Consider the following 24,610-nt stretch of genomic DNA (forward strand, 5'->3'; position numbering starts at 1 on the left):
GCTGTCCTCAGACACCTGACAGGCTGCATCGTCGCGCCGCGCGGCTGTCCTCAAACACCTGACAGGCCGCATCTTCGCGCCGCGCGGCTGTCCTCGAACGCCGGACGGGCTCCATCTCATCGCGCTGGCGCGCTCGTCCTCAAACGCCGGACGGGCTGGATCTCCGCCCACCCGCGCCTGTGCGGGTGCGGGTGGGCGGAGGTATGCGTCAGGCCAGGTGGGACTGGACCTCGGCGGCGGCGGTGTCGCCGTATGCCTTGGTGAAGCGCTCCATGAACTGGCTGCGCTTCAGCTCGTACTCCTGCGTTCCGGTCGTCTCGATGACCAGCGTCGCGAGCATGCAGCCGACCTGCGCCGCCCGCTCGTGCGAAACGCCCCACACGAGGCCGGAGAGGAAGCCCGCGCGGAAGGCGTCGCCGACGCCCGTCGGCTCGACCTTCGCCTCCTCCTCCGGGACGCCGACCTCGATCGGGTCCTGGCCGAGGGCCTCGATGCGGACGCCGCGCGCGCCGAGGGTCGTCACGCGGTGGCCGACCTTGCCGAGGATCTCGGCGTCGGACCAGCCGGTCTTGGACTCGATGAGCCCCTTCTCGTACTCGTTGGAGAACAGGTAGGTGGCGCCGTCCAGGAGGGTGCGGATCTCGTCGCCGTTCATGCGGGCGATCTGCTGCGAGAAGTCCGCGGCGAACGGAATGGAGCGGGTGCGGCACTCCTCGGTGTGGCGCAGCATCGCCTCGGGGTCGTCGGCGCCGATCAGGACCAGGTCCAGGCCGTCCACGCGGTCGGCCACGGTCTTCAGCTCGATCAGGCGGGCCTCGCTCATGGCCCCGGTGTAGAAGGAGCCGATCTGGTTGTGGTCGGCGTCCGTCGTGCAGACGAAGCGGGCGGTGTGCAGGGTGTCGGAGATGCGGACCGACGCGGTGTCCACGCCGTGCCGGTCGAGCCAGGCGCGGTACTCGTCGAAGTCGGGGCCCGCGGCGCCGACCAGGATCGGCTGGGTGCCGAGCTGGCCCATGCCGAAACAGATGTTGGCACCGACGCCGCCGCGGCGGACGTCGAGGGCGTCGACGAGGAAGGACAGGGAGACCGTGTGCAGCTGGTCGGCCACGAGCTGATCGGCGAAGCGGCCGGGGAAGGTCATGAGGTGATCGGTGGCGATGGAGCCGGTGACTGCGATACGCACGGCTGGAAGCTCCTGCGGCAAGTAGAGGCCGACGGCGCGCCGCACTCCCGGGCGGGGCGGTGGCCAGCGTCTAGTGGTCGGTTGACGGTTAACGCTATCGGGTCATGCACCGATCATTGAACTGGCCAAAAATACCTGATAGTAGGTCTTTCTCCTTGGGCTTAGCGGTGCATACGGTTCCGTTATGGCCCTTCTCCCGAAGCACAGCGTCAGGTCGTACCCCGCCGAGCAGTCCCCCGAGACCCTGGAGGCGCTGCGCGGCGACTGCGTCCGCATGGTGCCCCACTGGGCCGTGCCCGCCGGTCCCGCGTCCGCTCCGGTGTCGCCGTCGCGGATCCACGGGGTCACGGTTCCGGCCGCGTCGGCGCGTCTCATCGACGGGATGTCCGAGTACGGCGACTGACGCTCTTTTCGGGGGCGCGGGCCGCCGAGGGAACCGCCCGCTCGCCCGTCGCGTCCCATCGCTGTCCCCCGTCAAGGGGATGCCGTGTACGACGGAGTGCCAAGAGGCCTCGCGGCGTGCAGGGATGTTCCAGGACAGCTGGGCACGCGAAGGAGCGATGCGGTGAGCACCGAGCAGAAGCAGGACGGACGGCGGCGGTCACCCCTGGTGGTGGCTTCGGTCGCGGCCGCGGTGCTGCTGGCGGGCGGTGGCGGGGCCTACCTCGCGACGGGCTCGTCCGGTGACGGCGGCCGAGGTGCCCCGGCGGGCGACGGCGAGGCGCCGCCGCCGCTCGCCCTGGACGGGTACGCGGCGGGCACGGGCGGGCGCTCGGCGTCCGACCCCACGGGCCCCGAAGGGTCCGACGGCGGCGGCACGGGCGGCATCGCGCCGGGCGAGCCGGACCCGAGCGGCGCCGTGTACAAGGCGGTGGGCGAGCTGCCGGACGGGCCGGATTCGGCCGCCGTCCACGAGGCGCGCGGCGAGGTCACCAAGGAGCAGGTGACGCGCCTGGCCAAGGCGCTCGGCCTGTCCGGCACGCCCACCGTGCAGGGCGGCGCCTGGCGGCTCGGACCGGCGAACGACGGCTCGGGGCCCTCGCTCCAGGTGACGCGGAAGGCTCCGGGCACCTGGACGTTCGCGCGGACCGAGGCGGGCGGCGGCGACAACTGCCTGAAGGGCAAGGAGTGTCCGGCGAAGCCGCCGCGGGTCCCCGGGGGCGGCGGCACCCCGGTCAGCGAGGAGGCCGCCAAGCGGGCCGCCGCCCCGGTCCTGAAGGCCGTCGGCCAGGACGACGCGAAGCTGGACGCGCGCCAGCTGATGGACTCCGCGCGCGTGGTGAACGCCGACCCGAAGGTGGCGGGCCTGCCGACGCACGGCTGGTCGACCGGGGTGCAGGTGGCCCCCGACGGCCAGGTCGTGGGCGGCAGCGGCCATCTGGTCGAGCCGCGCGCGGGCGCCACGTACCCCGTCGTGAGCGCGAAGGAGGCGCTCGCCCTGCTGAACGCGTCCGGCAGGGGCGACGGCGTGAGCGTCGGCGGCTGTGCGACGCCGGTGCCGCACGCCGACGGCAAGGGGCGCGCCGACTCAGCCGGCAACGCCGACGCGGCCGACAAGCCGGAGCCGCGCGAGCAGGCCCCCTGCAAGCCGGTGACCGTGCCGCCCAAGCCGCGGCCGATCCCCGTGGAGGACGCCACGTTCGGCCTCGCCGCGCACTTCGTGGCGGGCCGCCAGACGCTCGTACCGTCGTGGCTGTTCCAGGTGCGGCCCGAGGGCGCGGACGCCTCGTACACGGTGTCGCACCCGGCCGTGGACCCGCGGTATCTGAAGTCGCCCGGGGCTCCCGGCGACGTCGGGCCGAAGCCGCCGCCCTCCGGGAACCGGGGGGACGCCGTCACCAGTGACGTCAAGGTCGAGGGGTACAGCACCTCGGGCAGGACGCTGACGCTGCACTTCACGGGCGGCGTGTGCAGCACGTACAAGGCGTCGGCGGACGAGCGCGGCGGCCGGGTCACCGTGCAGGTCACCGAGACCGCGGATCAGGGCAAGGTGTGCATCGCGCTCGCCAAGGCCTACACGCTGCCGGTGACGCTGGATGAGCCGCTGGGCGACCGGAAGGTCGTGACCGAAGGCGGCACGGCGGTGCCGCGGGACAAGGGCGAGGTGAAGGGCGAGCCCGCGCCGCGGTCCTAGCCCGGACGCACGCTGGACGCACGAAGGCGGCGGCCTCCCGAGTGGGGGCCGCCGCCTTCGTGCGTGCGGTTCAGCCGAATCCGTGCGGTTCGGCTGAACCCGTACGGTTCGGCTGAATCCGTACGGTTTAGCTGAAGGAGTCGCCGCAGGCGCAGGAACCCGTGGCGTTCGGGTTGTCGATCGTGAAGCCCTGCTTCTCGATGGTGTCGACGAAGTCGATGGAGGCGCCGCCCAGGTACGGAGCGCTCATGCGGTCGGTGACGACCTTCACACTGCCGAACTCCTTGAGGACGTCGCCGTCGAGCGAGCGCTCGTCGAAGAAGAGCTGGTAGCGCAGGCCCGAGCAGCCGCCCGGCTGGACGGCGACGCGCAGCGCCAGGTCCTCACGGCCTTCCTGGTCGAGCAGGGCCTTGACCTTGGCCGCGGCGGCGTCGGTCAGGATGATGCCGTCGGTGACGGTGCTGGTCTCGTCCGATACGGACATCTACATCTCTCCCGGGTTGTACGGAGACTGCTTGCCGACGGTTGCAACCGGCGGGGCCGCGTATTCATTCCCATGCTCGCACACGGGGCCGCACGGGGGATGCGTCACATCGACACTATGGCCATCGTCAAACTGACGTGAAGCGGTTATGATAGATAACGTCAAATAGACGAAAAGGCATCGTCTGCAGAAAAGAAAGGGTGCGTGACGTGACCACCGCCCAATCCCCCGCGGCCCCCGTGGACCTCGGCGTCCAGCCGACCCCGCTCGCCCTCCTGCTGCTCGGCCGCGAGGCCGACCCGAGGAGCGAGCGCGGCGTGGAGTGCCCCGGTGACCTGCCCTCGCCGTCGGACCCCGACCTGGTGGAGCGCGCCCGCGCCGCCAAGGAGAAGCTCGGCGACAAGGTCTTCGTGCTCGGCCACCACTACCAGCGCGACGAGGTCATCCAGTTCGCGGACGTCACCGGCGACTCCTTCAAGCTCGCCAAGGACGCGGCCGCGCGGCCCGACGCCGAGTACATCGTCTTCTGCGGTGTGCACTTCATGGCCGAGTCCGCGGACATCCTGACGACCGACGACCAGAAGGTCGTCCTGCCGGACCTGGCGGCAGGCTGCTCGATGGCCGACATGGCCACCGCCGAGCAGGTCGCGGAGTGCTGGGACGTCCTGACCGAGGCCGGGATCGCCGAACGGGTCGTGCCCGTCTCGTACATGAACTCCTCCGCGGACATCAAGGCCTTCACGGGGAAGCACGGCGGCACCATCTGCACGTCGTCCAACGCCAAGCGGGCCCTTGAGTGGGCCTTCGAGCAGGCCGAGAAGGTCCTGTTCCTGCCGGACCAGCACCTGGGCCGCAACACCGCCGTCCGCGACATGGGCATGTCCCTGGAGGACTGCGTCGTCTACAACCCGCACAAGCCGAACGGCGGCCTGACCGCCGAGCAGCTGCGCGACGCGAAGATGATCCTGTGGCGCGGCCACTGCTCGGTGCACGGCCGCTTCTCGCTGGAGTCGGTCGAGGACGTACGGGCCCGCATACCCGGCGTGAACGTGCTCGTGCACCCCGAGTGCAAGCACGAGGTCGTGGCGGCCGCGGACTACGTCGGCTCCACCGAGCACATCATCAAGACCCTGGAGGCGGCGCCCGCGGGCTCCAAGTGGGCCATCGGCACCGAGCTGAACCTGGTCCGCCGCCTCGCCAACCGCTTCGCCCCCGAGGGCAAGGAGATCGTCTTCCTCGACAAGACGGTCTGCTTCTGCTCCACCATGAACCGCATCGACCTGCCGCACCTGGTGTGGGCCCTGGAGTCCCTGGCCGAGGGCAAGCTCGTCAACCGCATCGAGGTCGACCGCGAGACCGAGCAGTTCGCGAAGCTCGCGCTTGAGCGGATGCTGGCGCTGCCGTAAGCGGGCATCTCACCACGTGTAAGGGGCGTCCGCCACGGCGGACGCCCCTTACACGTGCTCCGGCGGCGCGGTGGCCGCAGCCCGGCCTCAGTCGCCGCGCGGGCGCACGAGTCCCGACTCGTAGGCGATGACGACGAGTTGGGCGCGGTCGCGGGCGCCCAGCTTGGCCATCGCCCGGTTCACATGGGTCTTCACGGTGAGCGGGCTGACCTCCAGGCGCTCGGCGATCTCGTCGTTGGACAGGCCGCCCGCCACCTGGACCAGGACCTCGCGCTCGCGGCCGGTGAGCGCGCCGAGCCGCTCGCCGCGGGCGGGCGCGTCCTCGGCCGAACCGTCGCTCTGCGCGAGGAACTTGGCGATGAGCCCCTTGGTCGCCGTGGGCGAGAGGAGCGCCTCGCCCGCGGCCGCGATCCGGATCGCGCCGAGGAGTTCGTCGGGCTCGGCGCCCTTGCCGAGGAAGCCGGACGCCCCGGCGCGCAGGGACTGCACCACGTACTCGTCGACCTCGAAGGTCGTCAGCATGACCACGCGCACATGGGACAGGGCCGGATCGTCGCTGATCATGCGGGTGGCGGCGAGCCCGTCCGTGCCGGGCATGCGGATGTCCATCAGGACGACGTCCGCCGACTCGGCCTTGGCGAGCCGCACCGCCTGGGCGCCGTCGGAGGCCTCGCCGACGACCTCCATGTCGGGCTCGGAGTCGACGAGGACCTTGAACGCGCTGCGCAACAGCGCCTGGTCGTCGGCGAGCAGCACCCGGATCGTCACGCGGTCGTCCCTCCCCTGGCCGGGCTGTGCTCCCGGCCGCCCTGTTTCGCTGTCGTGACCGGCAGGATCGCATGGACGCGGAAGCCGCCGCCGTAGCGGGGTCCGACGCTGCACCGCCCGCCGAGCGCGCTGACCCGCTCGCGCATGCCGATGAGGCCGTGGCCGCCGCCCCGGTCGGGGTCGTCCACGGGCTGCGCGTCGTCCCCGGCCCCGTCGTCGAGCACCGTGACCTCCAGATGGGAGCCCACGCGGACCACGCTGACCTCCGCCTTGGCGTGCTCACCCGCGTGCTTCTGCACATTGGTCAGCGCCTCCTGGATGATGCGGTACGCCGCCAGGTCGACGGCGGCGGGCGGGGTCGGCCCGGCGTCGCCGCGGGCCACCTCCACCCGCAGGCCCGCGTGCCGGAAGGTGTCCACGAGGTCGTCGAGGCGGCCGAGGCCCGGCGCGGGCTCCGTGGGGGCCTCCGGGTCGCCGGTCTGACGCAGCAGCCCGACGGTGGCGCGCAGCTCGCCGAGCGCGGAGCGGCTGGCGTCGCGGACGTGGGCGAGGGCCTCCTTGGCCTGGTCGGGCCGCTTGTCCATGACGTGCGCGGCGACTCCGGCCTGCACGTTGACCAGGGCGATGTGGTGGGCGACGACGTCGTGCAGATCGCGGGCGATGCGCAGGCGCTCCTCCGCGACGCGGCGCCTTGCCTCCTCCTCGCGGGTGCGCTCGGCCCGCTCCGCGCGCTCGCGTATGGCGTCGACGAAGGCGCGGCGGCTGCGCACGGCGTCGCCCGCGGCGGCGGCCATGCCGGTCCAGGCGAAGATGCCGAGGTTTTCCTGCGCGTACCAGGGCAGGGGCCCCGCGAGCATGGCGACCCCGGTGAGCGCGAACATGGTGACCAGGCCGATGCGCCAGGTGGTGGGGCGGTTGGTGGTGGCCGCCACGGTGTACAGGGCGATGACGGCGCACATGACGACCGGGGCGCGCGGCCCTGTGGACACGAGCTCCACCAGGGAGAGCGCGCCGGTGACGGCGAGCACCGCCCAGGGCGAGCGGCGCCGGAAGATCAGGGTGGCGGCGCCCCCCGTCATGAGCGTCAGGCTCAGGCCGCCCGGGGCGTGCACGTTCCAGGCCGAGCCCTCCCCGCGGTAGGGCTCGGCGAAGGAACCGATGACCATGCAGATGAGGGCGGCGGCGGAGAGGATCGCGTCGACGGCCAACGGGTGCGTTCTGGCCCAGCCACGGCACCGTTCGAAGTTGGTCACGCCTAAACGGTACGGGGCGCTTCCAGCGGGGGGAACGGAATGGGGGGTTGGGGAGCCGGAGGTTGACGCGTCCCTGAGTTTCCCGGTGCCCCGACGGCTGTCGGCTGTGCCCACCCTCCCCCAAGCTCTCGGCTTCGCTCGAGCAGGGGGTACCCCCCTCGCCCTCTGGGCGGACCAGCTGCCCACAGCGGCGACGGCGAAGAACGCGCCCAGGAAAGGGCCGCCCCAGGCGTCAGCCGGGGATGAGGCCGTCGTCGGAGAGCATGGCGCGGACCTCCGCGAGGGTCGCGTCCGGTGCCGGAAGGATGAGTTCGGAGGGTTCGAGCGCGTCGTCGGGGAGGGGCTCCCCCAGCTCGCGGACCTTGTCGAGGAGGGCGTGCAGCGTGCGCCGGAACCCGGCCTCGTCGCCGCCCTCCATCTCTTCAAGGAGTTCGTCGTCCAGCTTGTTCAGTTCGGCGAAGTGGCTGTCGGCCAGCTTCACCTGCCCCTCCCCCATGATCCTGACGATCATGACGCCCTCCTCGGACGTGAGCGGTGGCTACTGCTTGTCGAAGCGCGTGACGTCCTTCGACTGCGCCTGGGACTGGCCCTGGCCGCCCTCGATGGCCGGCTTCGACGTGCTGGAGCCGCCGGCCAGCTCGGCCTTCATGCGCTGCAGCTCCAGCTCTACATCTGTACCACCGGAGAGCCGGTCGAGCTCGGACTGGATGTCGTCCTTGGCGAGGCCGGAGGAGTCGTCGAGGGCGCCCGAGGCGAGCAGCTCGTCGATCGCGCCGGCGCGGGCCTGGAGCTGGGCCGTCTTGTCCTCGGCGCGCTGGATCGCCATGCCGACGTCGCCCATCTCCTCGGAGATGCCGGAGAAGGCCTCGCCGATGCGGGTCTGGGCCTCGGCCGCGGTGTACGTGGCCTTGAGGGTCTCCTTGCGGGTGCGGAACGCGTCGACCTTGGCCTGCAGGCGCTGGGCCGCCAGGGTGAGCTTCTCCTCCTCGCCCTGAAGCGTCTGGTGCTGCGTCTCCAGGTCGCTGACCTGCTGCTGGAGCGCCGCGCGGCGGGAGAGCGCCTCCCGGGCCAGGTCCTCGCGGCCGAGCGCGAGCGCCTTGCGGCCCTGGTCCTCAAGGGTGGAGGACTGCTTCTGGAGCTGGTTGAGCTGCAGTTCGAGGCGCTTGCGGGAGGTCGCCACGTCGGCGACGCCGCGGCGCACCTTCTGCAGCAGCTCCAGCTGCTTCTGGTAGGAGTAATCGAGGGTCTCGCGCGGGTCCTCGGCCCGGTCAAGGGCCTTGTTCGCCTTCGCGCGGAAGATCATCCCCATACGCTTCATGACACCGCTCATGGGCTTCGCGCGCCCCCTTCTGACGGACTTCCGGCTCCAGCCACTGCAACAGAACCCACGGTACGGGGTCTGTATCCATTACCGCACTGTTCGCGAGCGGATGCGCTCATCCCCAAGGACGACTGCACCGCCCGCACCTCCGGCGCAAGGAGTAGGTGCGCCCCTGGGAACCGCCAGAGGAGGGCTCCTTGGGCTTTCGGCCACACCATCAAGACGCCCGGTGTTGCGGGATCGTTCCCCATGCGACGGGGGTCCATGCCCTGGCACCCCGTACCCTTGGCTTTTGTGTTCCGTAGCCGATCCAAGGACGAGAAGGCCCCGGCCGCCAAGGCGCCGGTGACCGACAGCGAGTCCTCACAGTCCCGAAACCCGCAGGCCCCCAAGGGCCGCCCCACGCCGAAGCGTGCCGTGGCCCAGTCGCAGCGCCGCAGCGTGATGAACACGCCGACGACGCGCAAGGAGGCCGCCCAGCGCCAGCGTGCAGAGCGCCGCGCCAACATGGAGAAGCAGCGCCAGGCCCTTGCCAGTGGCGACGAGCGGTTCCTGCCCGCCAGGGACAAGGGCCCGGTGCGCAAGTACGCCCGCGACTTCGTGGACTCGCGCTTCTGCGTCGCCGAGTTCTTCCTGCCGATGGCGGTGCTCATCCTCGTGCTGAGCCTGGTCCGCGTCGGGCCGCTGCAGAACATCGCGCTGCTGCTGTGGCTCGTCGTGATCGTCCTGATCGTGCTCGACTCCATCGTGACCGGCTTCCGCCTCAAGAAGCGCCTCGCCGAGCGCTTCCCCGACGAGCGCAGGAAGGGCGCCGTGGCGTACGCCCTGATGCGTTCGCTGCAGATGCGTCGACTGCGGCTGCCGAAGCCGCAGGTCAAGCGCGGAGAGCGGCCCTGAGCCAGGTTCAGGGCCACGGCCCTGATCCGCGTGAGGCCGTGCGCCAGGAACTGGTGGCCCGGCAGCTCGACGAGCAGATCGCGGCGCGCTTCCCCGTGGGGCGGCGGCTGCGGGTGCTCGACGTCGGCATGGGGCGCGGGACGCAGGCGCTGCGGCTCGCCCGTGCCGGGCACGAGGTGACGGGCGTCGAGCGGGACGCCGAAGGACTCGCCGCCGCGCGGGCCGCCGCGGCCGCGGAGCCGGAGGGCATCCGGTCGCGGATGCGGATCGTCGAGGGCGACGGGCGCGACACGGGCGTGCACTTCCTGCCCGGCAGCTTCGACGTCGTGCTCTGCCACGGCGTGCTGATGTACGTGGAGGAGCCGGACGCCGTGCTCGCCGGGCTCGGCCGGGTGCTCGCGCCCGGCGGGCTCCTCTCCCTCGTCGTACGGAACGCGGACGCGCTCGCGATGGCGCCCGGGCTGCGCGGGGACTGGGCCGGGGCGCTCGCCTCGTTCGGCACCGACACATACGGGGACGGCCGCGGCGGTGAGGCACGGGCGCACCGGCTCGACGCCGTCACCGGGGCGCTCGCGGGGATCGCGGCGCCGCTGCGGGCCTGGTACGGGGTGCGTGTCTTCGGTGACGCGGTGCCCGGGGACGCGGCCGGTGTCGAGGCTCTCCTCGCCGCCGAGGGGCGCGCCGGGCGCACCGACCCCTATCGGACGGTCGCCTCGCTGCTGCACGTGTGCGGGGGCCGGGACTGATCTCCCGGCGCCCCGCCGGGGCGGGTGCCCTGTTCGGGGGCGCATAACAAGCCGCCGCGCCGGGTGGGCACAAGACTCGGGGGGTATGAGAACAGCCCCGCGTTTCGTCGTCGTGCTGGCCGTGGCCGGACTGGTCGCCGGGTGTTCCGGCGGCGGTGACGGTGCACCCGCGAAGCAGACGAAGCCGTCGAAGGCGTCGAAGGCCTCGAAACTGGCGCAGTCGACCACTCAGGCCGCCCCCGCCGCGGCGAACGACCTCCAGGACGACTACCTGAAGGTGATCAAGGACGCGCTCCCGTCCGTCGTGCAGATCGACGCCTCCGACAGCCTCGGCTCCGGCGTGGTCTACGACGACAAGGGGCACATCGTCACCAACGCCCACGTCGTGGGCAAGGAGCGGACCTTCGAGGTCACCACCGCCACCGGTGAGCAGCCGCTCGGGGCCACGCTGGTGTCCGCGTACCCGGAGCAGGACCTCGCCGTCATCAAGCTCGACAAGGTGCCCAAGGGGCTGAAGGCCGCGGCGTTCGGCGACTCGTCGAAGGTCGAGGTCGGCCAGATCGTCCTCGCGATGGGCTCGCCGCTCGGGCTCTCCTCCAGCGTCACGCAGGGCATCGTCTCGGCGACCGGCCGCACGGTCAGCGAGGGCCGCTCCGGCGGCGGCACCGGCGCGACCATCGGGAACATGGTGCAGACGTCCGCCGCGATCAACCCGGGCAACAGCGGCGGCGCCCTGGTGAACCTCGACGGGGACGTCATCGGCATTCCGACGCTCGCCGCCACCGACCCGGACCTGGGCGACGGCGCGGCCCCCGGCATCGGCTTCGCGATCCCCGCGTCGATGGTGCGCACGGTGGCCGGCCAGATCGTGAAGAGCGGCAAGGTCACCGACTCGGGCCGGGCCGCGCTCGGCGTCAGCGCGCGGACGGTGCTCGGCGACGACTACCGGCCCGCGGGCGTGGCGGTGGTCGAGGTGAAGGACGGCGGCGCCGCGGCCGAGGCGGGCCTGCGGGCCGGGGACATCATCACCGCGCTCGGCGAGGACGAGATCACCACGGTCACCTCGCTGGCGGAGGCGCTGGCCGGGGACGAGCCGGGCGAGAAGCTGCGGGTGACGTACCAGCGCGACGGCGCCGAGCGGACGGCCGAGGTCACGCTCGGGGAGATGTGAGCGGCACAGCGAAGGGAGGCGGGGCCGGTGGCCCCGCCTCCCCGTGTGTCCGTGGCGTCCGCGCGTGTCAGCCCCGCGGCGCCGCGTCCTGCGCGTGCAGGCTCATCGGGCCGTAGATCTCCGTGCTGTCCTCGAAGAGCCTCACCTGGTCCGCGCCGCCTTCGGCGAGGTCCTTCCAGTGTTCGCCGAGCCAGGTCTCCGCGTCTCCCTGAGTGGTGAACTCCTCCGGCTGCACGGCGGGCTGGACCTCCGTCCCGTCCGCCTTCTCGAACCGCCACGTCCATGCCGCCATGTGAGCCTCCCAAGGTCCAGTGGTGTCCTGAAGCCGCTTGAAGCCTAGCCGGGCGCGCGGCGCCGGGGGCGACGCGGGAGGATCTTCCTGTGGAACTGACTCTGCTCGGCACCGGAGCCCCCGAGGGGCTGCCCCGCCCCGGCTGTCCCTGCGCCGCGTGCGCGACCGCGCTCGGCGACCAGGCGCGGGCGGCGACGGCGCTCCTGGTCGACGGCGTGCTGCTGCTCGACCTGACGCCGGGCGCCGCGTTCGCCGCGGCCCGCTCCGGGCACTCGCTCGGCGGGGTGCGCCAGGTGCTGCTCTCGCACCCGCACGACGGGCCCGCGGTCGAGGTCCCGGCCGGCCTTCCGCAGCCGGGCCGGGTGCCGGACGGCCGTGAGCTGGCCCTCCTGACCGGGCACCGGGTGCGGGCGGTGGCGATGGACGCGCCCGGCACCGGCTACGAGGTGACGGGCCCCGACGGCGAGCGGCTGCTGTACCTGCCGCCGGGCTGCGCGCCCGCCGGGGTCAACGGCGAGCTGGCCGTGACGGCCGCGTACGAGATGGTCCTCGCCGATGTGGCGGGCCGCCCCGACGGCCTGGCGCGGCTGCGGGCGGCCGGGGCCGTGGGACCGACCACGGACGTGATCGCCGTCCACGTCGGGCACGAGGTGCCGCCGGGCCCGGAGCTGGCGCGCAGGCTCGCGGCGGCCGGGGCGCGGGCGGTGCCGGACGGCACGACGCTGGAGGTCGGCGCGTACGAGGCCGTGCCGGACGTGCCGCGCAGGACGCTGGTCCTCGGGGGCGCGCGCTCGGGCAAGTCGGTGGAGGCCGAGCGGCGCCTGGAGGCCTTTCCCGACGTGCTGTACGTCGCCACGGGCGGGCTGCGCGGCGGCGACACCGAGTGGGCGGAGCGGGTGCGGGCGCACCGCGAGCGGCGGCCCGGCTCCTGGCGGACCACCGAGACCTGCGACCTGGTGCCGCTGCTCGCCGAGTCCGGGGCCGACGGGGCACCGCTGCTCGTCGACTGTCTGTCGCTGTGGCTGACGCAGGCGATGGACGAGGTGAACGCGTGGGACGACGCCGAGTGGGCGGGCGGCGGGGAGCGGGCGCTGCGCGAGCGGGTCGCGGAGCTCACGGCCGCGGTGCGGGCCACGCGCCGCACCGTGGTCGCGGTCTCGAACGAGGTCGGCTCCGGCATCGTGCCCGCGACCGCGTCCGGCCGCCGCTACCGCGACGAACTGGGCCGTCTGAACGCGGCGTTCGCCGCGGAGTGCGAGCACGTGCTGCTGGTGGTGGCGGGGCAGGCGCTGCCGCTGCGCGGCTGACGACCGTCCGTCAGGCGTCGGCCTCGCGGCGGGCGATGACGCGGTAGGTGTTGGCGAAGCCGGTGCGCACGAGCAGCGGCGCCAGCGCGTGGTCGAGGGCGCGGGCCGCGAGCACCAGGGGCGCCGCCGCGCGGGAGCGCGCGACCTGCGGTCCACAGCGGTGCAGGGCGAGGACGACGGCACCGGCCAGGTCGTACGGGAGGTGCGTGGTGCGGCGCTCCACGTCCACGACGGTGAAGCCGAGCTCGTCGAGGGCGCGGCGCAGGCGGGCGAGCGGCAGCAGGCGCGGGCGGTGCGGGTGCGCCACCCACCAGGGCCCGAGCAGGGCGGCCGCGCGGCACTCGGGGTCGGCGGCCTCGATCAGGAGGTGGCCCCCGGGCCGCAGGACGGCGTGCGCGGCGGCGAGCGCGGCGCCGGGGTCGGCGGCGCGCTCCAGCTGGTGGACCAGGCTGACCGCGTCGTAGCGCCCCGCGAGCCGGGGCGCGAGGGCGGTGAGGCTCCCCCGGTGGGCTTCTTCGATGTGCCCCGCCGCGCGGGCGTCCTCGACGGCCGCGCCCGTGTCGGTCCCGTCGTACGCGGTGTACGGCAGGACGTCCCTGGCGGCGGCGGGAAGGCCCCCGCCGCCGGTGCCGACGTCGAGCCAGCTCTCGGGTTCCAGGTGCCGCGCGAGGGCGCGGGCGGTGGCCCGGTGGCGCCGGGCGGCGTACCGGCTGCCGAGGATCCGCTCGACGCGGTCGCTGGCGGGGGCGTCGGGCGGCGCGGGGGCCGCTGGCGCCGTGGGGGCATCGGTGGGCGCGGGGCGGGGCGCGGCGGCCAGTGCGGCGGGGTCCATGGCGTGCTCCTGGGGGCGGGGACGGCGCTTCCGGTGCCGGGGCGGCTGCCGCCGGGAGCCACGACAATCCGGCACAAACGGAACGTATGGGATCAAGCACGCCAGAGCAACGACGCCACGGCTCCGGTGCGCCCCGGCCCTGCCGCCCGCCCCCAGGGGGCACGCGCGGGGCCAGGCATGTGTGTGTCGTGGCCCGCCGGTACTGTTCGGCGAATGAGCTCGCTGATTCTCGACGACTTCACCGACCTGATCGAGCGGCCCGACGGAGGGGTGCGCCGCGACGCCGAGGAGCGCAGGGAGCGCCAGGCCCCGCCGCCCGGCGCGCTCGGCCGCCTGGACGAGCTCGCCGAGTGGCTGTCGGCGGCCCAGGCGTCCGTGCCGGTCAAGCCCGTCGAGCGGCCCCGGGCCCTGCTGTTCGCGGGCGACCACGGCATCGCCGAGCTCGGCGTCTCGGCGCGGCCCGCGGGCGGCGCCGCCGACCTCGTACGGGCCGTGCTCTCCGGGGAAGCGCCCGCGGCCGTGCTCGCGCGCCGCCTCGACGTGCCCGTGCGGGTCGTCGACCTGGCCCTGGACTGCGACCCCGACGAGCTGCCCGCCGAGGTCGCGGGCCACCGGGTGCGGCGCGGCTCCGGGCGCATCGACATCGAGGACGCGCTGACCGAGGACGAGGCGGAGCGGGCCGTGCGCGCGGGCATCGCCCTGGCCGACGAGGAGGCCGACTCCGGCACCGACCTGGTCGTGCTCGGCGACGTCAGCGTCGGCGGCACGACACCCGCGGCGACGCTGATCGCGGCGCTGTGCGGCACCGACGCCTCGGTGGTCACCGGGCGCGGCGGGCAGCCGATCGACGACCTGGCCTGGATGCGCAAGTGCGCGGCCGTGCGGGACTCCCTGCGGCGCGCGCGGCCTGTGCTCGGCGACCAGCTCCAGCTGCTCGCGGCGGTGGGCGGCGCCGACCTCGCGGCCATGACCGGCTTCCTGCTGCAGAGCGCGGTGCGCCGCACGCCGGTGATCCTCGACGGCGTGGTGGCCGCCGCGGCGGCGCTCGTGGCCCAGCGGGTCGCCTTCCGGGCGCCGGACTGGTGGCTCGCCGGGCACGACAGCGGGGAGCCCGCGCAGGCGAAGGCCCTTGACCGGATGGCCCTGGAGCCGCTGCTCGGCCACGGCGTGAAGGTCGGCGAGGGCGTGGGCGCGCTGCTCGCGGTGCCCCTTGTGCGGTCGGCGGCGGCGCTCTCGGCGGAGCTGCCCGTCACGCCTGCCACGCCTGTCACCGAGGCGTCCGACGACGCGGCCGCGGAGCCGCCCGCCGAGTAGGGGGCGCCGGGCCCACTAGGAGAGGGACAGGGGGTGAGGACTGCCCCCACCACCCCCAACACGCCCCATATCACACCACTTCACACCATAAGATCCCCCCTTATGGGAGACGAACGGCCGAAGGAAGAGCAGCGCAAGGCGTCCACCACGGCGTCCCGCAGAGCCGCGGCGGCCGCCGTCTGGTACCTGCGCGCGGTCGCGTTCGTCAACTTCCTCAGCGCCGTCTGGGTCTCCCTGGGCCAGGACCTCAGACGGCACAACACGGAGAACTTCTTCACCCCGTACCTGCTCACCGCGGGCTTCGCCTCCGGAGTGTTCACGGCGTTCCTCGCGATCACCATGCGGCGGCGCAAGCGGGCGGCGTGGATCCTCAACTCCGTCCTGAGCGGCCTGTTCCTGCTCCTGTTCGCCGTGGCGATGGCGTTCCCCGAGATCAGGCAGTACGCGCAGAACTGGATCTCGCTCGTCCTCACCGCGGGCTTCGTGGCCGCGCTCGCCGTCGGCCGCCGCGAGTTCTACGCCAAGGGCGACCGCTCCAACCCGAAGCTCGCCGCTGCCGTCGCCGTCGGCGGGCTGCTCGTGACGTCGCTGCTCGCCGCGCTCCTGGTGACCGTCACCAACCACGCGCACGACGAGTACCGCTCGACGTTCCTCGACCGCTGGCGCTACGGCACCATGCGCCTGGTGTCGCTGGCCGCCGACGACACCCGGTTCGCCGGGATCGCCACGCCCGGCTGGGTCAACGTCACCATCAACGTCCTCAGCACGCTGCTGCTCATCGCCGTCCTGTACGCGGCCTTCCGCTCCCGCAGGGCCGTCGACCCGCTCACCGAGGACGACGAGGCCCGGCTGCGCGCCCTGCTCGACCGGCACGGCGAGCGCGACTCGCTCGGCTACTTCGCGCTGCGCCGCGAGAAGAGCGTCGTGTGGTCGCCGACCGGCAAGGCCGCCGTCGCCTACCGCGTCCTGAGCGGCGTCTCGCTCGCCTCCGGCGACCCGATCGGCGACCCGGAGGCCTGGCCCGGCGCCATCGAGCCCTGGCTGGCCGAGGCCCGCGCGCACGGCTGGACCCCGGCGGTGATGGGCGCGAGCGAGGAGGCCGGCACGATCTACGCCCGGCACGGCCTGGACGCCCTGGAGCTGGGTGACGAGGCCATCGTGGAGATCGCCGAGTTCACCCTGGAGGGCCGCGCCATGCGCACCGTCCGCCAGGCCTACAACCGCGTCAAGCGCGCCGGGTACGAGGTGCGCGTCCGCCGCCACGCCGACATCCCCGAGGACGAGCTCGCATACCTCCTTGAGCGCGCCGACGACTGGCGCGACGGCGCCACCGAGCGCGGCTTCTCCATGGCGCTCGGCCGCCTCGGCGACCCGGCCGACGGGCAGTGCGTGATGCTGGAGTGCACCGACGACAAGGGCGAGCTGCGGGCACTCCTTTCGTTCGTGCCCTGGGGGCCCGGCGGCCTCTCCCTGGACCTGATGCGCCGCGACCGGGACTCCGACAACGGCCTGATGGAGTTCATGGTCATCGAGCTGCTGCAGCGCGCGGCGGAGATCCAGATCACGCAGGTGTCACTGAACTTCGCGATGTTCAGATCGGTCTTCGAGCGTGGCTCGCGGCTCGGCGCGGGCCCGGTGCTCAGGCTGTGGCGCTCGCTGCTCAGCTTCTTCTCCCGGTGGTGGCAGATCGAGTCGCTGTACCGCGCCAACGCCAAGTACCGGCCCATCTGGGAGCCGCGGTTCCTGCTCTTCGAGAAGAGCGGCGACCTGCCGCGCATCGCCATCGCGTCCGCGCGGGCTGAGGGGTTCCTGGAAGCGCCGGGCCTGCCGAAATGGCTGCACCGCACACATCTGGAGTCCCGTAGATGAAGACCCTGTCCCGGCTGGCACGTGCCGAGTGGGGCGAGCTGTACTCCACGGTGCGCGCGGCACTGGCCGCCCGGCGCTGGCGCGCGATCCCGCTGACGCTCACCGCCGTCTGCCTGACCGCGCTCTGCCAGTACGTGCAGAACCAGTCCTGGGGCTACCAGTTCGTCCAGAACATCGGCTCGGTGCGGGCCGAGGAGCCGCTGTGGCTCGCCCTGCTGCGCACGCCCCTTTCGCTGTTCGTGCCCGCGCTCGACCTGCCGGTGTGGGGGGCGCTCGCGCAGATCCTGCTGGTGTTCGGGATCGCCGAGATCTGCCTCGGCTGGTGGCGGACGCTCGTCGTCGGGTACGCGGCGACGCTCGCGGGCACGCTCTACGCGCGCGCGGGCATCGCGATCGGCCCCGACAGCTGGATCGGGCTCCCCGCGTCCGACGCGCGGGTCGTCGACACCGGCCCCTCGGCGGCCGTCGTCGGCCTCGCGGTGTTCGTGTGCTGGCGCTACCGGGCGTACGTCACCGGGGCCCTGGTGATCGCGCTGATGGTCATCGAGGTCCTCGTCAAGAACAACCTCGCGGGCAAGGAGCACCTGGCGGCCATCGCGGGCGTGCTCCTGGTGTGCGCGGCCGACCGCGCGCTGCGCGGCGCGCGTCACCGGCGCTCGAGGTCGCGGCCGCGCGGCGGCACGGGGTCCGGGCGGCCGCCGATGGCGTCCTGAAGCCAGCGGCGCTTGGCCGTCCAGCGGCGGTCGTGGCGGAAGGCCCGCAGCGTCGCGCGGGCCCGCAGGCGCGGCCTGCTCCGGTAGAACCGCCGCGCCCAGGCCGAACCCGGCCGGGCCAGACGGATCGCCCCGACCAGCGCGACGAACGGCACCACCATGCCGATCAGGGCCGTGCGCAGCTTGCCCTTGACCATCGCGACCAGGGCGAAGCCGCAGTTCACGGTGATGTTCAGGGCGAACGCGAAGCGGTTGTGCCGCTCGGTCACCGAGATCTCGTTCACCCCGAACGGGGTGAAGCCGGTGAGGATGAGCACCACCAGGGCGGCCGTGAGGATGACGACCTCCACGCTCTTGCGGCCCTGCTCGCTCCAGTACACGTCGTCCAGGTGCAGGATCAGCGCGAACTCGTCCAGGACCAGGCCCGCGCCGACGCCGAAGATCACGGCCGCGCACATCGAGCCGAAGCTGTGCCGCCCGGCCGCCACCGCCCAGAACCCGCCGACCAGCATCAGGAAGATGCCCGGCACGACGTGGTGGACGTGCACGTCGCCCGTGGTGATGTTCCGGAACGGCCCCCTGCCCGCCCGGATGAGCCGGGTGATGGTGCGCGTGACGAGGAAGCAGCCCACGAAGGCCACGAGTGCGAGCAGCAGGGGCAGCTTCCCCGGCTCCACGACGTTCCGGTACCACCAGCCGTCCATGGGCCCATCTTGCGGTTCGCGCCCGGCGTTCGCCCGGCGGTCCGCGGGTGCGCAGGCGGCGGGTAGCGTGGCCTGATGCCCAGAGCCACCCCCGCCGACGCCCTCCGCTTCGCCTTCGGCACCCTCAGCGTCATCCCGGTGCGCGTCGGGCGCTGGGACCGGGACGCGGCCCGCGCGGGCATGCTCGCGGCGCCGCTCGTGGGGCTCGTGCTCGGCCTGCTCGCGGGGGGCCTCGGGGCGGCGCTGCTCGCGCTCGGCGCGGGTCCCCTGCTCGCCGCCGTGGCCGCGACGGCCGTGCCCGCGGCGGGCACCCGGGGGCTGCACCTGGACGGCATCGCCGACACCGCCGACGGCCTCGGCAGCGGCAAGCCCGCCGCCGACGCGCTGCGGATCATGAAGCGGTCCGACATCGGCCCGTTCGGCGTGATCACGCTGGTCCTGGTCCTCTTCGCCCAGGTCGCGGCCCTCGCCGAGCTGTACGACGAGGGCTGGGCCACGGGCGCGGTCGCCGCCGCCGTGGCGGCCACCGCCGCCCGGCTCGCGCTCACCCTGGCCGCCCGCACCGGGGTGCCCCCGGCCCGGCCCGAGGGCCTCGGCGCGGCCGTCGCGGGCACGGTCCCGGTGCCGGGGGCGCTCGCCGCGCTCGCGGCCACCACCGCCCTGGCCGCGGCGGCGGGAGCCGGGTCCGGCGGGGGGTGGCCCGACGCCGCCCGGAACGCGGCCGCCGTCCTGCTCGCCTGCGCCGCGGCCGAGGTGCTCCTGCGCCACTGCCGCGGGCGCTTCGGCGGGGTCACCGGCGATGTGTTCGGCGGGCTCGCCGAGACCGCCGCGACGGCCGCGTTGCTTGTGCTCACCCTGGGCCGACACGCACAGTGAGGCGCACCGCATCGCTTACGGGCGTAGGCTCGCGACGGGCTTACCACCCCAAAGCCCGTTCGAACCCATGAAAAACCTCCAACGAAAGAGGGACTTCAGCACCGTGACTGCTCTGACTCTCAGCACCGCCGCCGCGTCCGGCCTGCGCGCCGACGCGATCGTCGTCGGTGTCGCGAAGGGCGCCAAGGGACCGGTCGTGGCCCCTGGCGCCGAGTCCGTGGACAAGGCGTACGACGGCAAGCTCGCGTCCGTCCTTGAGACCCTCGGCGCCTCGGGCGGCGAGGGCGAGGTGACGAAGCTGCCCGCGCCGTCCGGCTTCAAGGCGCCGGTGATCCTGGCAGTCGGCCTCGGCGCTGTCCCCGAGAAGGACGCGACGTACGACGCCGAGGCGCTGCGCCGGGCCGCCGGCGCTGCCGCGCGCGCCCTGGCCGGTGCGAAGAAGGCCGCGTTCGCGCTGCCGCTGCGGGACGCCGACGACGCGGGCGCGGTCGCGGAGGGCGCGCTGCTCGGGGCGTACTCCTTCGACGCGTACAAGGACATGGCCGAAGACAAGGCGGCCAAGACCGCCAAGGCCAAGTCCGGCAAGGCCGCCAAGGACGCGGGCGGCGCCAAGGGCCCGCTCGCCGAGGTCGCCCTGCTCGGCGGCAAGCCGCGCGACAAGGCCTTCAAGGCCGCCGCCGAGCGCGCCCTCGCCGTCGCCGAGGAGCTCAACCGCGCCCGCGACCTGGTCAACACCCCGCCGAACGACCTCAACCCCGAGGCGTTCGCCGCGGTCGCGCAGGCCGCCGGCAAGGAGCACGGCATCAAGGTGCAGGTGCTCGACGAGAAGGCGCTCGCCAAGGGCGGCTTCGGCGGCATCCTCGGCGTCGGCGTGGGCTCGGAGGCCCCGCCGCGCCTGGTGAAGCTGTCGTACACCTCGTCGAAGGCGAAGAAGCACCTGGCCTTCGTCGGCAAGGGCATCACCTACGACTCGGGCGGCATCTCGCTGAAGCCCGCGGGGCACAACGAGACCATGAAGTGCGACATGGCCGGTGCCGCCGCCGTGTTCGCGGCCGTGGTCGCCGTCGCGCGCCTGGGCCTCGAGGTGAACGTCACCGGCTGGCTGGCGCTCGCCGAGAACATGCCGTCGGGCTCGGCCACCCGCCCCGGCGACGTGCTTCGCATGTACAGCGGCAAGACCGTCGAGGTCCTGAACACCGACGCCGAGGGCCGCCTGGTCCTGGCCGACGCGCTCACCAAGGCCTCCGAGGACAAGCCCGACGCGATCATCGACGTGGCGACGCTGACCGGCGCCATGGTCATGGCGCTCGGCGACCGCACCTTCGGCATCATGGCCAACGACGACGCCTTCCGCACGTCGGTCCACGAGATCGCCGACGAGGTCGGCGAGCCGTCCTGGCCGATGCCGATGCCCACGCACCTGCGCAAGGGCATGGACTCCCCCACCGCCGACATCGCCAACATGGGCCAGCGCATGGGCGGCGGCCTGGTCGCGGGCCTGTTCCTGAAGGAGTTCGTGGGCGAGGGCATCACCTGGGCCCACCTGGACATCGCGGGCCCCGCCTACAACGAGGCCGCCCCCTTCGGCTACACCCCCAAGGGCGGCACCGGCTCCGCCGTGCGCACCCTGGTGCGCCTCGCGGAGCGCACGGCCGCGGGCGACCTCGGCTGACGCGAGGGCACAGCGGCACCACGCGTACGGCCCCGGGACGCCCTCGTGCCCGGGGCCGTACGCGCGTACTGCTCCCCTGGCGTACGCGAATTTCGCTGTGGATGAAATCCGTATGTTCCTACGTGGCCCTGACCCCTCGCTACCGGCGATCAGCCGCCCCTGAGCCCGGCCCGGCGTCCCGCCTGCCGCCGACAAGTGCGAAGATGGGTTCTCGGCAGGACAGGGCCCCCACCACAGGGCCGAAGAAGAGCGGCCGTATACCAGCCGACCGACCGGTCGTCCCCCGGCAAGAGGGGTCCGGCGCACGGCGCACATGCATGGAGGACGTGACGTGGCGAACGACGCCAGCACCGTTTTCGACCTAGTGATCCTCGGCGGTGGTAGCGGCGGTTACGCCGCGGCCCTGCGCGCGTCGCAGCTGGGTCTGGACGTCGCACTGATCGAGAAGAACAAGCTCGGCGGCACCTGCCTGCACAACGGCTGCATCCCGACGAAGGCGCTGCTGCACGCGGGCGAGGTCGCCGACTCCGCGCGCGAGGCCGGCCAGTTCGGTGTCAAGGCCACCTTCGATGGCATCGACATCACGGCCGTCCACAAGTACAAGGACGACGTCATCGCGGGCCTGTACAAGGGCCTGCAGGGCCTGGTCGCCTCCCGCAAGGTCACCTACATCGAGGGCGAGGGCCGCCTGTCGTCCCCGACCTCCGTGGACGTGAACGGCCAGCGCGTCCAGGGCCGCCACGTCCTCCTGGCGACCGGCTCCGTGCCGAAGTCCCTGCCGGGTCTGGAGATCGACGGCAACCGGATCATCTCCTCGGACCACGCGCTGACCCTGGACCGCGTGCCGCAGTCCGCGATCATCCTGGGCGGCGGCGTCATCGGCGTCGAGTTCGCCTCGGCGTGGAAGTCCTTCGGCACCGACGTGACGGTCATCGAGGGCCTGAAGCACCTGGTGCCGGTCGAGGACGAGAACAGCTCCAAGCTCCTTGAGCGCGCCTTCCGCAAGCGCGGGATCAAGTTCAACCTGGGCACCTTCTTCGAGAAGGCCGAGTACACCGAGAACGGTGTGCGGGTCACCCTCGCCGACGGCAAGACCTTCGAGGCCGAGGTGCTGCTCGTCGCCATCGGCCGCGGCCCGGTCTCCCAGGGCCTCGGGTACGAGGAGCAGGGCGTCGCCATGGACCGCGGCTACGTCCTGGTCGACGAGTACATGCGCACGAACGTGCCGACGATCTCGGCCGTCGGTGACCTCGTCCCGACCCTCCAGCTCGCGCACGTCGGCTTCGCCGAGGGCATCCTGGTGGCGGAGCGCCTGGCCGGTCTGAAGACCGTGCCGATCGACTACGACGGCGTGCCGCGGGTGACGTACTGCCACCCCGAGGTCGCGTCGGTCGGCATCACCGAGGCGAAGGCCAAGGAGATCTACGGCGCGGACAAGGTCGTCGCCCTCAAGTACAACCTCGCGGGCAACGGCAAGAGCAAGATCCTCAAGACCGCGGGCGAGATCAAGCTCGTCCAGGTCAAGGACGGTGCCGTGGTCGGCGTCCACATGGTCGGCGACCGCATGGGTGAGCAGGTGGGCGAGGCCCAGCTGGTCTACAACTGGGAGGCTCTGCCCGCCGAGGTGGCGCAGCTCATCCACGCCCACCCGACGCAGAACGAGGCGCTCGGCGAGGCGCACCTGGCCCTCGCGGGCAAGCCGCTGCACTCCCACGACTGACCCTTCAGTTATCGGGCGCGACGACCAGACTTCCGCAATTTCGTAAGGAGCAACCGAAACCATGGCGGTTTCCGTATCCCTTCCGGCGCTCGGCGAGAGCGTCACCGAGGGCACTGTCACCCGTTGGCTGAAGGCCGAAGGCGAGCGCGTCGAGGCCGACGAGCCGCTGCTCGAGGTCTCGACCGACAAGGTCGACACCGAGATCCCCTCCCCCGCCTCCGGCATCCTGGCCTCGATCAAGGTCGCTGAGGACGAGACCGTCGAGGTCGGCGCCGAGCTGGCCGTCATCGACGACGGCTCCGGCGCCCCGGCCGAGGCCCCGGCCCCCGCGGCCGAGCCCGCCCCGGCCGCCGAGCCCGCCCCGGCGCCCGTCGCCGAGGCCCCGGCCGCTCCGGCCGCCCCCGCCGAGGCGCCCGCCGCCCCGGCCGGCGGCGCCGCCGAGGGCACCGACGTCACGCTGCCCGCGCTCGGTGAGTCCGTCACCGAGGGCACCGTCACCCGCTGGCTGAAGGAGGTCGGCGAGGAGGTCTCGGCCGACGAGCCCCTCCTTGAGGTCTCCACCGACAAGGTCGACACCGAGATCCCCGCGCCGGTCTCCGGCGTGCTCCTGGAGATCACCGTCGCCGAGGACGAGACCGCCGAGGTCGGCGCCAAGCTCGCCGTGATCGGCGCCGCCGGTGCCGCTCCGGCGGCCGCCCCCGCCGCCGCCCCGGCCGCCCCCGCCGAGGCCCCGGCCGCCGCTCCGGCTCCGGCCGCCCCCGCCGCCCCGGCTCCGGCCCCCGCGGCTCCGGCGCAGCCCGCCGCCGCTGCCCCGGCTCCGGCGCAGCCCGTGGCCCCGGCCGCTCCGGCCCCGGCCGCCGCCGCTCCGGCCCCGGTCACCCCGGCCGACGACGGCGCGTACGTCACCCCGCTGGTGCGCAAGCTCGCCGCCGAGAACGGTGTGAACCTGGGTGCGGTCAAGGGCACCGGCGTCGGTGGCCGCATCCGCAAGCAGGACGTGCTCGCCGCCGCCGAGGCCGCGAAGGCCGCCCCGGCTCCGGCCGCCGCCGCCCCGGCCGCCGCCGCTGCCCCGGCCGCTTCGAAGGCCCCGGCCATCGAGGTGTCCCCGCTGCGCGGCCAGACGGTCAAGATGACCCGCATGCGCAAGGTCATCGGCGACAACATGATGAAGGCGCTGCACGGCCAGGCGCAGCTCTCCAGCGTCATCGAGGTCGACATCACGAAGCTGATGAAGCTCCGTGCCAAGGCCAAGGACTCCTTCGCCGCCCGCGAGGGCGTCAAGCTGTCCCCGATGCCGTTCTTCGTGAAGGCGGCGGCGCAGGCGCTGAAGGCCCACCCGGTCGTCAACGCCCGCATCAACGAGGACGAGGGCACCATCACCTACTTCGACTCGGAGAACATCGGCATCGCCGTGGACTCCGAGAAGGGCCTGATGACCCCGGTCATCAAGGGTGCCGGTGACCTCAACCTGGCCGGTATCGCCAAGGCGACCGCCGACCTGGCCAACAAGGTCCGCACCAGCAAGATCAGCCCGGACGAGATGTCGGGCGCGACCTTCACCATCTCCAACACCGGCTCGCGCGGCGCGCTGTTCGACACGATCATCGTGCCGCCGAACCAGGTCGGCATCCTGGGCATCGGTGCCACGGTCAAGCGCCCGGTGGTCATCAACCACCCGGACCTCGGCGAGACCATCGCCGTGCGCGACATGACCTACGTGACGCTGTCCTACGACCACCGCCTGGTGGACGGCGCCGACGCCGCCCGCTACCTGACCACGGTCAAGGCCATCCTCGAGGCCGGCGAGTTCGAGGTCGAGCTCGGCCTGTAAGGCACTGGAGACGGACTGTAAGACTCGTCTCATCGGCGGCCGCGCCCCCGTCCGGAGGTTTCCGGACGGGGGCGCGGCCGTATTGTCTAGACGTCGCCCGCCCGCCTCTGCCCGTGG

Annotated in this window: 23 protein-coding genes; 14 read left to right on the forward strand and 9 right to left on the reverse strand. The window is 73.1% G+C overall.

Annotated elements, in window-relative coordinates; genetic code table 11:
- Positions 1-208: 208 nt before the first annotated feature.
- A complete protein-coding gene (locus tag AC07A4_RS34795; RefSeq protein ID WP_478606670.1) occupies positions 209-1,183 on the reverse strand; it encodes a carbohydrate kinase family protein in 975 nt (324 codons plus the stop codon).
- 184 nt (positions 1,184-1,367) lie between these two features.
- Between AC07A4_RS34795 and AC07A4_RS34800 the strand changes: the two genes are divergently transcribed.
- Together AC07A4_RS34800 and AC07A4_RS34805 are read left to right on the forward strand one after the other, a co-directional pair.
- A complete protein-coding gene (locus AC07A4_RS34800; protein ID WP_478606673.1) occupies positions 1,368-1,586 on the forward strand; it encodes a hypothetical protein in 219 nt (72 codons plus the stop codon).
- Between the two features lie 162 nt (positions 1,587-1,748).
- On the forward strand, positions 1,749-3,317 hold the full coding sequence (locus AC07A4_RS34805; protein WP_478606675.1) for a hypothetical protein: 1,569 nt from the start codon (positions 1,749-1,751) through the stop codon (positions 3,315-3,317).
- Between the two features lie 127 nt (positions 3,318-3,444).
- On the opposite strand, the gene AC07A4_RS34810 is transcribed toward AC07A4_RS34805, so the two are convergent.
- Positions 3,445-3,801 carry an iron-sulfur cluster assembly accessory protein gene (locus AC07A4_RS34810; protein WP_478606678.1) on the reverse strand — a complete coding sequence of 119 codons (357 nt, stop codon included), beginning with the start codon at positions 3,799-3,801 and terminating at the stop codon, positions 3,445-3,447.
- 200 nt (positions 3,802-4,001) lie between these two features.
- On the opposite strand from AC07A4_RS34810, the gene nadA reads away from it, so the two are divergent.
- Positions 4,002-5,207 carry a quinolinate synthase NadA gene (gene nadA / locus AC07A4_RS34815; protein ID WP_478606681.1) on the forward strand — a complete coding sequence of 402 codons (1,206 nt, stop codon included), beginning with the start codon at positions 4,002-4,004 and terminating at the stop codon, positions 5,205-5,207.
- Positions 5,208-5,294: 87 nt separating this feature from the next.
- On the opposite strand, the gene AC07A4_RS34820 is transcribed toward nadA, so the two are convergent.
- From AC07A4_RS34820 to AC07A4_RS34835, 4 genes are all read right to left on the reverse strand, one after another.
- Positions 5,295-5,975, reverse strand: coding sequence for a response regulator (locus AC07A4_RS34820; RefSeq protein WP_478606684.1), 681 nt, complete (start codon positions 5,973-5,975; stop codon positions 5,295-5,297).
- On the reverse strand, positions 5,972-7,228 hold the full coding sequence (locus tag AC07A4_RS34825; RefSeq protein ID WP_478606687.1) for a sensor histidine kinase: 1,257 nt from the start codon (positions 7,226-7,228) through the stop codon (positions 5,972-5,974). The genes AC07A4_RS34820 and AC07A4_RS34825 overlap by 4 nt, the downstream gene beginning before the upstream one ends.
- 232 nt (positions 7,229-7,460) lie before the next feature.
- A complete protein-coding gene (pspAA, locus tag AC07A4_RS34830) occupies positions 7,461-7,739 on the reverse strand; it encodes a PspA-associated protein PspAA (RefSeq protein ID WP_478606689.1) in 279 nt (92 codons plus the stop codon).
- 27 nt (positions 7,740-7,766) lie between these two features.
- Complete coding sequence (locus AC07A4_RS34835) at positions 7,767-8,558, reverse strand: PspA/IM30 family protein (protein WP_478606692.1); 792 nt, start codon at positions 8,556-8,558, stop codon at positions 7,767-7,769.
- A 255-nt stretch (positions 8,559-8,813) separates the two neighbouring features.
- On the opposite strand from AC07A4_RS34835, the gene AC07A4_RS34840 reads away from it, so the two are divergent.
- The 3 genes from AC07A4_RS34840 (at position 8,814) to AC07A4_RS34850 (ending at position 11,363) form a co-directional block, all read left to right on the forward strand.
- On the forward strand, positions 8,814-9,446 hold the full coding sequence (locus tag AC07A4_RS34840) for a DUF3043 domain-containing protein (protein WP_478606693.1): 633 nt from the start codon (positions 8,814-8,816) through the stop codon (positions 9,444-9,446).
- A 53-nt stretch (positions 9,447-9,499) separates the two neighbouring features.
- Positions 9,500-10,192, forward strand: coding sequence for a class I SAM-dependent methyltransferase (locus AC07A4_RS34845; RefSeq protein WP_478606776.1), 693 nt, complete (start codon positions 9,500-9,502; stop codon positions 10,190-10,192).
- An 85-nt stretch (positions 10,193-10,277) separates the two neighbouring features.
- On the forward strand, positions 10,278-11,363 hold the full coding sequence (locus tag AC07A4_RS34850) for a S1C family serine protease (RefSeq protein ID WP_478606695.1): 1,086 nt from the start codon (positions 10,278-10,280) through the stop codon (positions 11,361-11,363).
- 67 nt (positions 11,364-11,430) lie between these two features.
- Here AC07A4_RS34850 and AC07A4_RS34855 read toward each other — a convergent pair whose 3' ends face one another.
- Entirely contained in the window at positions 11,431-11,655 is a 225-nt protein-coding gene (locus AC07A4_RS34855; protein ID WP_478606697.1) for a hypothetical protein, read from the reverse strand.
- Positions 11,656-11,744: 89 nt separating this feature from the next.
- On the opposite strand from AC07A4_RS34855, the gene AC07A4_RS34860 reads away from it, so the two are divergent.
- Positions 11,745-12,962: a bifunctional adenosylcobinamide kinase/adenosylcobinamide-phosphate guanylyltransferase gene (locus tag AC07A4_RS34860; protein ID WP_478606699.1), complete on the forward strand. Its 1,218-nt coding sequence runs from the start codon at positions 11,745-11,747 to the stop codon at positions 12,960-12,962.
- Between the two features lie 10 nt (positions 12,963-12,972).
- On the opposite strand, the gene AC07A4_RS34865 is transcribed toward AC07A4_RS34860, so the two are convergent.
- Positions 12,973-13,794 carry a methyltransferase domain-containing protein gene (locus AC07A4_RS34865; protein ID WP_478606701.1) on the reverse strand — a complete coding sequence of 274 codons (822 nt, stop codon included), beginning with the start codon at positions 13,792-13,794 and terminating at the stop codon, positions 12,973-12,975.
- Between the two features lie 213 nt (positions 13,795-14,007).
- Here AC07A4_RS34865 and cobT point away from each other — a divergent pair, with 213 nt between their 5' ends.
- The 3 genes from cobT to AC07A4_RS34880 all read left to right on the forward strand — a co-directional run bounded on the left by cobT (position 14,008) and on the right by AC07A4_RS34880 (position 17,690).
- Complete coding sequence (cobT, locus tag AC07A4_RS34870; protein ID WP_478606703.1) at positions 14,008-15,108, forward strand: nicotinate-nucleotide--dimethylbenzimidazole phosphoribosyltransferase; 1,101 nt, start codon at positions 14,008-14,010, stop codon at positions 15,106-15,108.
- 102 nt (positions 15,109-15,210) lie between these two features.
- A complete protein-coding gene (locus tag AC07A4_RS34875; RefSeq protein ID WP_478606705.1) occupies positions 15,211-16,977 on the forward strand; it encodes a phosphatidylglycerol lysyltransferase domain-containing protein in 1,767 nt (588 codons plus the stop codon).
- Positions 16,974-17,690, forward strand: a complete 717-nt coding sequence (locus AC07A4_RS34880; protein WP_478606707.1) for a hypothetical protein — start codon at positions 16,974-16,976, stop codon at positions 17,688-17,690. The genes AC07A4_RS34875 and AC07A4_RS34880 overlap by 4 nt, the downstream gene beginning before the upstream one ends.
- Here AC07A4_RS34880 and AC07A4_RS34885 read toward each other — a convergent pair.
- The gene (locus tag AC07A4_RS34885; protein WP_478606709.1) at positions 17,624-18,394 is read right to left on the reverse strand and encodes a hypothetical protein; all 771 of its coding nucleotides are present in this window, start codon (positions 18,392-18,394) and stop codon (positions 17,624-17,626) included. The genes AC07A4_RS34880 and AC07A4_RS34885 overlap by 67 nt on opposite strands.
- A 75-nt stretch (positions 18,395-18,469) precedes the next feature.
- On the opposite strand from AC07A4_RS34885, the gene AC07A4_RS34890 reads away from it, so the two are divergent.
- The 4 genes from AC07A4_RS34890 to sucB all read left to right on the forward strand — a co-directional run bounded on the left by AC07A4_RS34890 (position 18,470) and on the right by sucB (position 24,493).
- Entirely contained in the window at positions 18,470-19,270 is an 801-nt protein-coding gene (locus AC07A4_RS34890; RefSeq protein WP_478606711.1) for an adenosylcobinamide-GDP ribazoletransferase, read from the forward strand.
- Positions 19,271-19,373: 103 nt separating this feature from the next.
- The gene (locus AC07A4_RS34895) at positions 19,374-20,942 is read left to right on the forward strand and encodes a leucyl aminopeptidase (RefSeq protein WP_478606713.1); all 1,569 of its coding nucleotides are present in this window, start codon (positions 19,374-19,376) and stop codon (positions 20,940-20,942) included.
- Between the two features lie 331 nt (positions 20,943-21,273).
- Positions 21,274-22,662 carry a dihydrolipoyl dehydrogenase gene (gene lpdA / locus AC07A4_RS34900; RefSeq protein ID WP_478606716.1) on the forward strand — a complete coding sequence of 463 codons (1,389 nt, stop codon included), beginning with the start codon at positions 21,274-21,276 and terminating at the stop codon, positions 22,660-22,662.
- A 61-nt stretch (positions 22,663-22,723) separates the two neighbouring features.
- Entirely contained in the window at positions 22,724-24,493 is a 1,770-nt protein-coding gene (gene sucB, locus AC07A4_RS34905; RefSeq protein ID WP_478606719.1) for a 2-oxoglutarate dehydrogenase, E2 component, dihydrolipoamide succinyltransferase, read from the forward strand.
- The last annotated feature ends 117 nt before the right edge of the window (positions 24,494-24,610 follow it).

This window comes from Streptomyces sp. NPDC043996 (assembly GCF_056435225.1).